6 protein-coding genes are annotated in these 13,693 nt (G+C 70.4%); 3 read left to right on the forward strand and 3 right to left on the reverse strand.

Annotated elements, in window-relative coordinates; genetic code table 11:
- Positions 1–145 precede the first annotated feature (145 nt).
- The 3 genes from RIE31_08345 to RIE31_08355 form a co-directional block, all read right to left on the reverse strand.
- Positions 146–1,204, reverse strand: coding sequence for a substrate-binding domain-containing protein (locus tag RIE31_08345; protein ID MEQ8640597.1), 1,059 nt, complete (start codon positions 1,202–1,204; stop codon positions 146–148).
- A gap of 271 nt (positions 1,205–1,475) precedes the next feature.
- On the reverse strand, positions 1,476–3,083 hold the full coding sequence (locus RIE31_08350) for an ATP-binding protein (protein ID MEQ8640598.1): 1,608 nt from the start codon (positions 3,081–3,083) through the stop codon (positions 1,476–1,478).
- Positions 3,080–5,494, reverse strand: a complete 2,415-nt coding sequence (locus RIE31_08355) for an NADP-dependent malic enzyme (GenBank protein MEQ8640599.1) — start codon at positions 5,492–5,494, stop codon at positions 3,080–3,082. The genes RIE31_08350 and RIE31_08355 overlap by 4 nt, the downstream gene beginning before the upstream one ends.
- A gap of 320 nt (positions 5,495–5,814) precedes the next feature.
- Between RIE31_08355 and RIE31_08360 the strand changes: the two genes are divergently transcribed.
- From RIE31_08360 to murJ, 3 genes are all read left to right on the forward strand, one after another.
- Positions 5,815–8,868, forward strand: coding sequence for a DNA mismatch repair protein MutS (locus tag RIE31_08360; protein ID MEQ8640600.1), 3,054 nt, complete (start codon positions 5,815–5,817; stop codon positions 8,866–8,868).
- 136 nt (positions 8,869–9,004) lie between these two features.
- Positions 9,005–12,013 (forward strand): [protein-PII] uridylyltransferase, encoded by a 3,009-nt coding sequence (locus RIE31_08365; protein MEQ8640601.1) that lies wholly within the window; start codon positions 9,005–9,007, stop codon positions 12,011–12,013.
- Positions 12,014–12,076: 63 nt separating this feature from the next.
- On the forward strand, positions 12,077–13,684 hold the full coding sequence (gene murJ / locus RIE31_08370; protein ID MEQ8640602.1) for a murein biosynthesis integral membrane protein MurJ: 1,608 nt from the start codon (positions 12,077–12,079) through the stop codon (positions 13,682–13,684).
- The last annotated feature ends 9 nt before the right edge of the window (positions 13,685–13,693 follow it).

Genomic DNA, 13,693 nt, shown 5'->3' on the forward strand with positions numbered 1-13,693 from the left:
ACCGGTGTTGTCCGCCCTGTACCGGCTGGCCGGACGTCTGGCGACGGAAGCCGCCGGAGATGACCCCGGCGGCTTCGCCTCGTTCACTCTAGCGACGGGTCCTTCGGTATGCCACCGGCAGGCCTGTCGCCGTCAGGCAGGCCGGTCAGGGCGCCGCCATCGTCATGCCGTCGAGCACGCTTGCCTGCACTTTCGCCCGCTGGGCGTCGGGCAGGGGCACCAGCCCGCGCTCGGTCAGATAGCCGCCGGGACCCATGGCCGCCTCGCTCATATACTCCTGGATGAAGGCTTCCAGGCCGGGAATGACGCCGCGATGGGCGTTCTTGATGTAGATGAACAGCGGCCGCGAGATGGCGTAGTCGCCGGACGCGATGGTGTCGAAGCTGGGGGCGACGCCATCGACGCTGATCGGCTGCAGGCGATCAAGATTCTCGAACAGGAAGGAATAGCCGAAGATGCCGTAGGCGGTGGGATCGGATTCCAGCCGCTGGACAATCAGATTGTCGTTCTCTCCGGCTTCGATGAAGAGACCATCCTGGCGCATGCGCGAGCAGACTTCGGCGTGGCGATCCTTGTCCAGCGCCTCCACTTCGGAGAAGGCGGTGCAGCCCTCGTCCATCACCAGCTCAACCCAGGCGTCGCGGGTGCCGCTGGTGGGCGGCGGGCCGAGCACCTGAATCTTGATGTCGGGCAGGGAGGGGTCCACATCGCGCCAGGTCTGGTGCGGATTGGCGACGATCTCGCCATTGACCGGCACTTCCGCCGCCAGGGCCAGCCACAACTGCGCCTTGCTGAGGTCGAGCGCCTGGCCGGAGCGGGACACGGCCATGGACAGGCCGTCGAAGCCGATCAGGGCTTCGGAGATGTCGGTCACGCCGTTGGACAGGCAGAGCTCATGCTCCGAGCTTTTCATGGCGCGCGACGCGCCGGTGATGTCGGGGTGTTTTTCGCCGATGCCGGCACAGAAGATTTTCATGCCGCCGCCGGTGCCGGTGGATTCCACCACGGGGGCCGGGAAACTGGTGGTGTTGGCGAATTCCTCGGCGGCCGCCTGGGTATAGGGGAAGACGGTGGAGGAGCCGACGATGCTGATCTGGTCGCGGGCGAGTGCCGGGGCGGTGAAGGCGGTGGCGCCCAGTGCGGCGCCGGCCACGGCGCCGGCCACGGCGAGGGTAAGGGCACGGAAGGAATGAAGGCGGGTCATGGACGAATCCCTGTTGTTGGTCGGCAGGCGGTTGTGCCGCCGGATCGCTTCCAGAGGCTTGCGGCGTCCGGCGGTGTGGCCGGTCTAAGCCCGCTCCGTGACTCTTATGTGAAATAATTGCCGGATTCCGCTATCGCGATGAAAACAGACGACCATGGGCGGTTTGCCGGTAGCGGAGAAAACCGGATTGCGGCCGCCGCAACCGGACGCTGAGGCCTGGTCAGGGGGGCAGGCAGCAGGGGCTCTGGCGGTCCGGGCCGCAGTACGAGGTTCAGTTCGACGCCGCCGCGCCGGCGGCCCGGCCGAGCGCCGGCGCCACCGGCAGGGCCACCGTGACGGTGGTGCCCTGGCCCGGCCGGCTGTCGATGGTGAGCCGTCCCTGGTGGCGGTTGGCGATGTGCTTGACGATGGCCAGGCCGAGGCCGGTGCCGCCCAGCGAACGCGAGCGCGCCGTGTCCACCCGGTAGAAGCGTTCGGTCAGGCGCGGCACCTGCTCCGGCGCGATGCCGTCGCCCGAATCCTGCACGTGCAGGCGGTTGAAGCCAAGCGGCGGGTCGTCCGGCCGCGGCCCCTCCAGGCGGATACACACCGGCGTGCCGGGCCGGCCATACTTGATCGCATTGTCTACCAGGTTGGTCAGCACCTGGGCGATCTCGTGCTCGTCGCCGAGGGTCGGCGGCAGCGCGTCGGGAGACTCGACGGTGATCACCATGTCGCGGCCGCGCGCCTTCATCTCCAGGCCGCCCGCCACCTGACGCGCGGTGGCCCGAAGGTCGAGGCGACCGGTGGGCGGCGAGTGTTCGTGCATCTCGATGCGCGACAGGGACAACAGGTCGTCCACCAGACGGGTCATGCGGCTGGTCTGGTCGGCCATCAATCCCAGAAAGCGCATCCGCGCCTTGTCGTCGTTGCGCGCCGGTCCGCGCAGGGTCTCGACGAACCCGGCGAGGCTGGCCAGCGGTGTGCGCAGCTCGTGACTGACATTGGCGACGAAGTCGGCGCGCATGGCGTCCATGCGTTCGGCCGCGGTGGTGTCGTGAAGCGCCAGTATGGCGCTGGCGCCGTCGGGCGAGTCACTGGTCAGCGGCACAACCGCGACGGTGAAGATGCGCTCCGTCGGCACCGGCACGGTGAAACGGACCTGGCTGGCGATGCGGTCGGTCAGGGCGTCGTGGGCCGCGTCGAGCACCTGGGGATTACGCAGGAAGGCGGCGAGGCGGCCCGAGGAATCGCCACCGAACAGACGGCGCGCCGCGGTGTTGGCGCCGACTACGCCAAGCTCTGCGTTGAGCAGGATGAGCGGGTCCGGCAGGGCGTCGAACACCGCCTTGCCGGCCTGGGTCAGGCCCGGCCGCCGGCTGTCGGCGGCGATCATGTCGCGGTGCAGACGGTGGATGCGACGGGCCAGGCGGTCGCTCCACCGGCTGCCGGTCGGGGGCGGCGGCGGTATGACAGCGGCCTGGCGGTCGGCCGGCGCGCGGGCGACGGCGGCCAGGGCGTCGAGCCAGGTCAGCAGGCGGGCCCGACCGCGGCCGAGCCACAGGGCGAAGAGCGTAGCGGCGATGGCCAGGCCAAGGACCGCGGGGCCAAGCTGGGCGGGCCGGAGGGCGCCGGTCAGGGCCAGGGCGACCAGGCCCAGCAGGCCAGCAGTGGCCACCGCAAGCGCCGGCGGCAGGCCCAGCCGCCAGGCGAGACGCAGGGCGGCAAGCGGCGTCCTGACCGCCGGCCCGACCACTGGCTCCGGCCGCGCGCCGGCGCCGGGTGGCGCTTTGCGGGACGTGGCCGGGCCGGGCGTGGCCGGACCGGAAGAAACCGGGTCCGCTGCCGCTGATGACGTCGGGTGACGGGGGCTCGGGTCGGCGGCGGCGGGTGGACTCATGGGGCCGGCGGCATGTCGGCTACCGCCGCTTCGTGCGCGGCCAGCGCGGCGCCGTTCACCAGATCGGTGACGCTGGCCCCCATATTGACGATCTGCACTGGCCGCGACAGGCCATCGAGGACCGGACCGATGACACTGGCCGCGCCCAGGGCGGGCACCATCTTGGTGGCGATATTGGCGGCATGAACGCCGGGCATGATCAGCACATTGGCGGCGTCAGTCAGGCGGCAGAAGGGATAGAGCTCACGCATCAGGCGGGCGTCCAGCGCGATGTCGGCGCCCATCTCTCCGTCGAACTCAAAGTCGGGCCGGCGCGCCTCCAGCGCGCGCACCGCGTCGCGCACCCGGCGCGTGATGACCCGCTCCTGATTGCCGAAATTGGCCGCCGACAGCAATGCCACGCGGGGCTCCTGGCCGAAGGCGCGGACCCGGGCGGCGGTCTGGATGGCGATGTCGGCGATTTCCTCGGCCGACGGCAATTCATGCACGTTGGTGTCGGCGACAAAGACGGTACGGCCGCGCGCCACCAGGATCGACATGGACAGCGCCCGATGGCCGGGCTTTGGCGCGATAACCCGCGCCACCGCGTCGTAGCAGACGAGAAAGCCACGGGTCAGTCCGGTGACCATGGCGTCCGCATGACCGGCCTGGACCATGGCGGCGGCGAACACGTTGCGGTCGTGGTTCACCAGCCGGCGGGCGTCGCGCAGCATGACGCCATCGCGCTGGCCGCGGGCATAGAGATCGGCGATATAGGATTCGTTGTGCTCTGACAGGCGGGCATTGACCACCTCGATGTCGCCGGCCTGATCCAGCCCGGCGTCGGCGATTGCGGCGGCGACGCGGTCGGCCCGCCCCAGCAGGACGGGCACACCGTAGCCCGCCTCGCGAAAGGCGATGGCCGCGCGGATCGAGCGCTCTTCCTCGCCCTCGGCGAAGACGACGCGACGCGGCCGCCGGCGCACGGTCTCATAGATCGAGCGGAAGGCGGCGATGGTGGGATCGAGACGGCTGGCCAGCTGACGGCGATAGAGGGTCATATCGTCCAGCGGTTTGCGGGCGACGCCGGACTCCATGGCGGCCCTGGCGACGGCCGGCGGCACGGCGGTCATCAGCCGCGGATCGAACGGGGTGGGCACCAGATAGCCGGGGCCATAGCGCAGGTCGTCACGGCCGTAGGCGCGGTCCACCTCATCGGGCACGTCCTGGCGGGCGAGGGCGGCCAGGGCCTCCGCGGCGGCGATCTTCATGGCGTCATTGATGGTCCGGGCGCGCACATCGAGAGCGCCACGGAAGATGTAGGGAAAGCCGAGGACGTTGTTGATCTGGTTGGGATAATCGGAGCGACCGGTGGCGACGATGGCGCCCGGGCGCACGGCGCGGGCATCATCGGGGCGGATTTCCGGATCGGGGTTGGCCAGGGCAAAGATGATCGGCCGCTCGGCCATGCGGGCGACCATCTCGCGACTGACCGCATCCTTGACCGACAGGCCGATGAAGATGTCCGCGCCGTCCAGCGCATCGGCCAGGGTGCGGGCGTTGGTGTCCACCGCAAAGGCTTCTTTCCAGCGGTTCATCCGCTCGCTGCGGCCCTTGTAAATGACGCCGGCGGAATCGCACATGATGGTGTGGTCGGGCCTGACCCCCATGGCGTGCAGCAGGTTCATGGAAGCGATGGCCGCGGCCCCGGCGCCGTTGACGACGATGCGGCAGTCGCCGATTTTGCGATCGGTCAGGTCGGTGGCGTTGATCAGGCCGGCGGCGATGATGATGGCGGTGCCGTGCTGATCGTCATGAAAGACCGGAATGTCCATCACCTCGCGCAGCTTGTCCTCAATGAGAAAGCAGGCCGGGGCGGCGATGTCTTCGAGATTGATGCCGGCGAAGGTAGGCCCCAGATAGCGCACCGCGGCGACGAATTCGTCCACGTCTTCCGTGGCCAGTTCCAGATCAATGGCATCCACGTCGGCGAAACGCTTGAACAGCACCGCCTTGCCTTCCATCACCGGCTTCGACGCCAGGGCGCCCAGATTGCCGAGACCGAGCACGGCCGTACCGTTGGAGATGACCGCCACCATGTTGCCGCGGGCGGTATAGTCGTAGGCAGTGGCCGGATCATCGCGGATGGCGAGGCAGGGCCAGGCGACACCCGGCGAATAGGCCAGCGACAGATCCTGTTGGGTGGTCAGCGGCTTGGTGGGGGCGATTTCCAGCTTGCCGGGCCGGCCGGCCACATGAAAGGCCAGAGCCTCGGCGCGGCCGGCGGCGCCGTCGCCGACGGAGGGCGCAGACGCCTGTGGGGCCGCCTGCGGGGCGGCCGGCTTCGCCGCCGATGCGGCTGCGGGCTTGCGGCGGCGCCCTGTCCCGGCGCCGGCTTTGGCGCTGCTGCCGGCGGTTTTACCCCTGGCCATGATCTTCTCCGTCCTGGGCCAGGCGGCACGGCGCCCGGCTGATTCATAGTGCCATCGCCGGCAGGCCGGCGGAAAGCGCCGTTTCGGGCGCTCGCGACGGTGGGCCGGGCTGGTCGTTCGCCCTGCCGCCCCGGGCGGCCCCCGCGCGGGCGGCGACAATGCCGGCAACGGGACCAGGGGGTGGCACCGCCACGCCATCGCCAGCATGCTAGATTCAACCCATGACAGGACCATTAAGGCCGGCCCGACAGGCCCGACAGAAAGGGCGACAGAGCCCGGCGGACGATAGCGCCCCAGCTGCGGCGGCCGGCGCCACGCCAATGATGGCGCAGTATCTGGCGATCAAGGCGCAGGCGCCGGACTGCCTGCTGTTCTATCGCATGGGCGATTTCTATGAGCTGTTCTTCGCGGATGCGGAGCAGGCCGCCGCCGCGCTGGACATTGCGCTGACCAAACGCGGCAAGCACGACGGCCAGGACGTGGCCATGTGCGGGGTCCCGGTCCACGCGGCGGAGGTCTATTTGCAGCGGTTGATCGCCGCCGGCTTCCGTGTCGCCGTGGCCGAGCAGATGGAGGACCCGGCCGCCGCCCGGCGGCGGGGCGGCAAGGCGGTGGTGGCGCGCGACATCGTGCGGCTGGTGACCCCCGGCACACTCACCGAGGACAGCCTGCTGGATGCCCGTCGCCATAACTATCTGGCGGCACTGGCGGAGGCCGGCGGGACGCTGGGGCTGGCCTGGCTCGATATCTCCACCGGTGCGGTGGCGGCGGGACCGGTGACGGCACCCGGTCTGGCGGCGCGGCTGGCGGCGCTGACCCCGGGCGAGGTGCTGCTTGGCGAGCGTCTGGCCGGCCGTGGTGATATTGCCGCCGCGCTGGCTGAGGGGCTTGGTGGCGGATTGGGCGATGGGCAGGGCGCGGGTGCGGGCGGGGGTGCGCGCGACCGGCTGACCGTTCTGGCCGAGGCCCGTTTCGACAGCCACGGCGCGCAGCGTCGGCTGGCTGAGCACTACCAGGTAGTGACACTCGACGGCTTCGGTGCCTTCAGCCGGGCCGAGACCGCGGCGCTGCGGGCCCTGCTGGACTATGTGGCACTGACGCAGAAAGGGGCGATTCCCAAGCTCTTGCCACCGCAGCGGGTGGTGCCAGGCGCGCATATGGAGATCGATCCGCAAAGCCGCCGTAACCTGGAACTGAGCCAGACTCAGACCGGACATACCAGCACTACCGGAAGCAGTACCCGGTCACCGACCACCTTGCTGGCGGTGATGGACGGCACGGTCACGGCGGCCGGTGGCCGTCTGTTGGCCGAGCGGTTGAGCGCTCCTTTGACCGACCGTCGGCAGATCGGGCAGCGGCTTGATCAGGTGGCGGCCCTGGCCGGCGACAGCCGTCTTATGGAGGCGCTGCGGGCCGACCTGCGGGCGGCGCCGGACATTGCCCGGGCGCTGGCCCGCCTCGGTGTCGGGCGTGGCGGTCCGCGCGATCTGGCGGCGGTGCGCGACGGCCTGGCCGCCGCCGCCGGCGTACGCAGCCGTTTGCTGGACGCAGAGCCGGCAGAGTCTGCGGAGTGCGGGGAGCCGGCAGTGGCCGGTCCGGCGGATGGACCGGGCGCGGACGGACCCGGCGTGGACGAACGGGGCAGGGGGCGGGAGGCGCTGGCGGTGGACGCCCGGCGGCTGCACCCGCTGTCCGACCTGGCCGGCCGGCTGCAGGCGGCGCTGAACGCGGAGGCGCCGGCCGTGGCCCGCGATGGCGGCTTCATCCGGGCCGGCTTCGACCCGGCGCTGGACGCCCAGCGCGAGCTGCGCGACGAGAGCCGCCGGCTGATGGCGCGGCTGGAGGCCCGCTATCGCCAGGTGACCGGCGTGGCCAGCCTCAAGGTGCGGCACAACGCGGTGCTTGGCTATTATGTGGAGGCGACGCCGGCCACGGCCGATCAGGTGGCGGCAACGCTGCAGGCGGGTGACGCCGGGCCTGACCAGCATGGCACCGACGCGCCGCTGTTTGCGGCCGGCGGCGACGGCGGGCGGGATCTCTCGCAGCCGGCAAACAGACAGGACGGCGGGGACAGCGCCGGCCATAAGCTGTTTCGCCATCGCCAGACCCTGGCCAGCGCGGTGCGCTTTACCACCGTGGAACTGGCCGGGCTGGAAGAGCGCATCCTCAAAGCCGCCGACCGCGCCCTGGCCCTGGAGCTGGAGTGGTTTCAGCGCCTCGCCGGGGATGTGGCGGCGGCGGCCGTCGCCCTGCTGGAGACCGCCGCCGCCCTGGCCGCCCTGGACGTGGCGCAGGGTCTGGCCTGGCAGGCGCGCGCCGCCGGCTGGCGGCGACCGCTGCTTTATGACGACACCCGCTTTCGCATTACCGGCGGCCGTCACCCGGTGGTGGAAGCGGCGCTGGCCCGTGACGGCGCCGCCGCCGGCGGCGTCGCGGCGCAACGCTTTCAACCCAATGACTGCGACCTGTCCGGCGCGGGCGAGGGGCAGGGCGAGGGGGCCCGCGACGGGCGGCTGTGGTTGCTGACCGGTCCCAACATGGCGGGCAAGAGCACCTTCCTGCGGCAGAACGCCCTGATCGCCATCATGGCCCAGAGCGGCAGCTTCGTGCCGGCGGAACGGGCGGAGATCGGCATTGTGGACCGGCTGTTCAGCCGGGTCGGGGCGGCGGACGATCTGGCCCGCGGCCGTTCCACCTTCATGGTGGAGATGGTGGAGACGGCGGCCATCCTCAATCAGGCGGGCGCGCGCGCGCTGGTCATTCTGGACGAGATCGGCCGGGGCACCGCCACCTTCGACGGGCTGGCCATCGCCTGGGCCTGTCTGGAGCATTTGCATGAGACCAACCGCTGCCGTGGCCTGTTTGCCACCCACTATCACGAGCTGACGGCGCTGGCTGAGCGGCTGGACCGCCTGTCGTGCCACACCATGCGGGTGCGCGACTGGCAGGGCGAGGTGGTCTTCCTGCATGAGGTGGCGCCCGGCGTGGCGGCCGGCTCTTACGGCATTCACGTGGCGCGGCTGGCCGGCCTGCCGGCGAGTGCGGTGAGGCGGGCGCAGGAGGTGCTGGCCAGGCTGGAGGCGGGCGAGGCGACGGGCGCGGCGGCGCATCTGGCCGGTGCCCTGCCTCTGTTCCAGGCGGCCCGGTCGGCGCCACCGGTCAGTCAGGCGCCGCCGGCCGATCCGGCGGCGATCCGCCTGCGCCAGGCGGTAGCGGGGCTTAAGCCGGACGCCCTGTCGCCGCGGCAGGCGCTGGACGCGCTCTATGGCCTCAGGTCCCTGCTGGAGGGCGATGCGGCGGGCGGCGCGGCGGGTGAGGCGGAAGGGGAGGGCGACACGAACCGGAGCGGCGCGGGCGAGAGGGATGGGGCGTGATGGGCGTCGGCGACTGCGGGCCCGCCCGTTGGCGGCCATGCAGGAAGTGTCATACGGCTTGCGGGTACCTGTGGCACAATGAGGGGCGGTCACCGGCAGGGTGGCCGGGTGACCCGCAACCGCCGCAGGCAGGAGCATGGCCGACGCTGTCCTGGTTGATCTGAACGGCGCGCCTGACGGTGCGTCGCCTGCCGTGCCGCCGTCTGCCGCCGGCAGTGGACGCACCATGCATGGCATCCACGACGTGGATGCCATCCTCGACGGCGACGCCTTCATCGCCCGGCTCGATGGGATTGCCGCCGACCTCAAGGAAGGGGCTGGCGTGGAGCCGCCGACGCGGGCCAGGCTGCTGGACCTGTTCCGCCAGGCCCTGGACAGCGGCCGCGGTGAAATCCGCCGCCGCTTCGAAAGCGGCCAGGCCAGCGGCCGCGATACGGTGACGGCCACAAGCTGGCTGATGGACCAACTGTTGCACTATCTGGGCGACTTTGCCCGCGACCACGCCTATCCCACGGCCAACCCGACCACGGGCGAACAATTGTGCCTGGTCGCCGCCGGCGGCTATGGCCGCGGCGAACTGGCGCCGTGCTCGGACATTGACCTGATGGTGCTGATGCCGGCCAAGACGACGCCGCGCAGCGAGCAGGTCATCGAGTTCATCCTCTACATGCTGTGGGACCTGGGCCTGAAGGTCGGCTACACCACCCATGCCATTGACGGCATTCTGCGGCTGGCGGTGAGCGACATGAACGTGCGCACCGCGGTGTTGGAGACGCGGTTCATCTGGGGCGCGCGTCGCCTGTTCCTGGAGTTGCGCCGGCGGTTCTATGCGGAGGTGGTGGCCGGCCGTGAGCGCGAATTCGTCCGCGCCAAGCTGGCCGAACGGGACCAGCGCCACAAGCGCCTCGGCGACTCCCGCTATGTCATGGAGCCCAACCTGAAAGACGGCAAGGGCGGTATGCGCGATCTGCAGACATTGTACTGGATCGCCAAATACCTCTTTCGCATTGAGCGCCCCGGCGACCTGGTGTTCCACGGCATTCTGGAGCCGCGCGAGGCGCAGCAATTCGCCCGCGCCCAGAACCTGTTCTGGACCATCCGCTGTCATCTGCACTATCTGACCGGACGGGCCGAGGACCGGCTGACTTTCGACCTGCAACCGGATCTGGCGCGACGCATGGCCTATCGCGGCCATGCGGGCGCCAACCGCGTCGAACGCTTCCTTAAGCACTATTACATCACCGCCAAAACGGTCGGCGACCTGACCCGTATCTTCTGCGCCGCGCTGGAGGCGCAGTATGTGCCGCGACGTGGCTCACGCCGCCGGCTGAAGGCGGAGACGACCGGCCTGCCTGAGGGATTCAGGCTCGCGGACGGCTGGCTGGCGGTGGAGTCGGGTGCGGTTTTTGAGGCGGATCCGGTCAATCTGATCCGCCTGTTCCACCTGGCCCATGAAGACGAGCTGGACATTCATCCGCGCACGCTTCGGCTGGTGACGCGGCGGCTGCGCCTGATCACCAACCGGCTGCGCCGCGACAAGACGGCGAACGCCCTGTTCCTCCACATGCTGACCAGCCGCAGCCAGCCGGACGTGCCGTTGCGGCGCATGAGCGAGGCCGGCGTACTGGCCCGCTTCGTGCCGGACTTCGGCCGCATCGTCGCTCACCCGCAGTTCGACATGTATCACGTCTATACAGTGGATGAGCACACGCTCCGGGCGCTGGCTCTGGTGGCCGGGATCGAGTCCGGCGCGCTGGCCCATGACCATCCGGTATCGGCGCGGGAAATCCATAACCTCAGTTCACGCCGGGCCCTGTATGTGGCGATGTTCCTGCACGACCTGGGCAAGGGACAGGGCGGCGACCATGAGCGCCGCGGCGCAGAAATCGCCAGGCGGTTGTGTCCGCGTCTGGGACTCAATGCGGAGGAGACGGAAACCGTCGCCTGGCTGGTGGCCCATCAGGCGGTCATGAGCGACATCGCGTTTCATCGCGACATCACGGCGGCTGAAACCGTGCGCGATTTCGCCCATGAGGTGCAGTCGCCCGAACGGCTCCGTCTGCTGCTGGTGCTGACGGTAGCGGATATTCGCGCGGTCGGCCCCAAGGTGTGGAACGGCTGGAAGGCCAGCCTGCTGCGCGAGCTATATCAGGGCGCGATGGAGACACTGACCGGCGAGGCGCCGGTCGACGGCGCCGGCGGTGCCGGCGTTGGCGGCGGCGGGCGGAGCGAGGCGGTGCCCGCGGCGGCGGTGGCGGCGCTGCGCCAGGCATTGGCGGACTTTTCCGACAGCGCCTTCGCGGCCCACGTGGAGAAGACGCCGGACGCCTATTGGCGGACGGTGGACACGGCCATGCACGCCCGTCACGCCCGCCTGATGCGTGGCGCCGACCGGGCCGGCCGGACAGCCGATGTGCAGGTGCGCTTTGACCGTGAACGCGGCGCCACCGAGGTGACGGTCTTTTGTGCGGACCGGCCGGGTCTGTTTGCCCGCATCGCCGAGGCCATGCACCGGGCGCGGGCCAATGTGCTGGATGCCCGCGTCTTTACCACCAAGGACGGGCGGGCGCTGGACACCCTGTGGGTGATGGAGGACTCAGGGGCCCCGCTACGTAGCGGCCATCGCCTGGCGGAGGTGCGCCGTCTGGTTCTGCAGGCCCTGTCGGAGGAGCCGGACGCGCCGCCGCTGGCCCCGCCTGATGGCGGACGGGCGGGCGGCGACCGCGCGCGCGGTGCCAGCGGCGACGGCGCCAGCGGCCACAGGGCGAGCGGCGAGCGGCGTTTCGTGCCGGAGCGGACGCGGGTGTTCCGCGTGCCACCGCGCGTCCTGATCGACAACGAAACCAGCGTTACCCACACCCTGATCGAAATCAACGGCCGTGACCGGCCAGGCGTACTGCGCGATATCGCCCGCGCCATGCACGAGCTTGGCCTGCGCATCGCCGCCGCACGCATCGCCACCTATGGCGAGCGCATCGTCGATGTCTTCTATGTGCGCGACGCCTTCGGTCATCGCCTGACCCATCGCACCCGGCTGGATGACATACGCCATGGCCTGATCGTCGCAGTGGAGGGCCAGTCCGGTGAACCGGGCGAGGCCAATGCCCGCGCGGTCGAGGCGGCGCTGGCGCGCAAAGGCGCATAGAGCTATGGCGTTCACAGCCAACGGGACGTCCAATGTCTTGCTTCCCGGCAACAGGCCCTGACCATGGCTCTCGCCCGCGCCATCGCCACGGTCGGCGGTCTGACCATGGTCAGCCGGGTGCTGGGCTTCGTCCGCGACATTCTGATTGCCGCAGTGCTCGGCGCCGGGCCCATCGCCGACGCCTTCTTTACGGCCTTCCGCCTGCCCAACCTGTTTCGCCGACTGTTCGCCGAAGGAGCGTTCAACGCGGCCTTCGTGCCGTTGTTCTCGCGGGCACTGACCGGCAGTGACGGAGCGTCGTCCGAGGCGCGCCGCGCCGCCGCGCGGCTCTTTGCCGAAGACGCACTGGCGGTATTGCTGACGGCGCTGCTGGTGCTGCTGATCGTCGCCGAACTGTTCATGCCGCTGCTGGTGAGCGGCCTGGCCCCCGGTTTTCTGGATGCGCCGGCGACGTTCGAGCGGGCGGTCACCCTGTCGCGCATCACGTTCCCTTATCTGGTGTTCATGTCGCTGACGGCACTGGCGTCGGGTGTGTTGAACGGGCTTGGCCGGTTCGCCGCCGCCGCCGCCGCGCCGGTTCTGCTGAACGTGGTGCTGATCGCCGCCATGGTGGGGTTCGCCGACTCAGCGGCTACGGGAGCCGAGGCCCTGGCCTGGGGCGTGGCGCTGGCCGGTGTGCTGCAGTTTCTGTGGCTCGCCCGCTCGCTTCGCCAGGCCGGCTTTGCGCTGCGCTTGCCGCGGCCGCGCCTGACGCCGGCGGTGCGGCGGATGCTGCGGCTGATGGCGCCGGGCGCCATCGGCGCCGGCGTCATGCAGATCAACCTGGTGGTCGGGCACCTGCTGGCCTCGCTGATCGGCGCCGGCGCCATAAGCTGGCTCTATTTCGCTGACCGCCTGGTGCAACTGCCGTTGGGGGTCGTCGGCGTGGCAGTGGGCATCGCCCTGCTGCCGCTGCTCAGCCGGCAGGTGCGCAGTGGCGACCAGGCGGCCGCCGCGGACAGCCAGAACCGGGCGATTGAGATGGCGCTGTTGTTGACCCTGCCGGCGACGGCGGCGCTGCTGACCATACCGGGCCCGATGATCGCGGTGCTGTTCGAACGTGGCGCCTTTGCCGCCGCCGACAGCCGGGCCACCACCCTGGCGGTGATGGCCTATGCCACCGGCCTGCCGGCCTTTGTGGTGGTCAAGGCGCTGGCGCCCGGGTTCTTCGCTCGCGAGGACACGGCCACACCGGTCAAGGTGGCGGTGGCGGCGATGGCCGCCAATCTGCTGCTGGCGCTGGCGTTGATGGCGCCGCTCGGCCATGTGGGCATTGCGCTGGCCACCAGCCTGGCATCGTGGCTCAACGTGGCGCTGCTGGGCGGGCTGCTCATGCGGCGCGGTCACTGGCGGCCCGATGGCCGCCTGCTGCGGCGGACGGTGCGGATGATTGTGGCGAGCGCCGTCATGAGCGTCGGCCTGGTGCTGGCGGCGGCGGCGCTGGACGGGTGGCTGGCCGCGCCGGCCGGTGTGCGGCCGGTGCTCGCCCTGGCCCTGCTGGTCGGGCTCGGCGGCGGCCTGTTCGCCGGGCTGGCCCTTGCCTGCCGGGCCACAAGCCTGCAGGAATTGCGCCGCCAACTGGCTCGCCCGGCCAAACCCGCTACGCCCGCCACTGAGGATACACCGCCATGAGCCCCAGGC

This window comes from Alphaproteobacteria bacterium (genome assembly GCA_040218575.1).
Lineage (GTDB): Bacteria > Pseudomonadota > Alphaproteobacteria > JAVJRE01 > JAVJRE01 > JAVJRE01.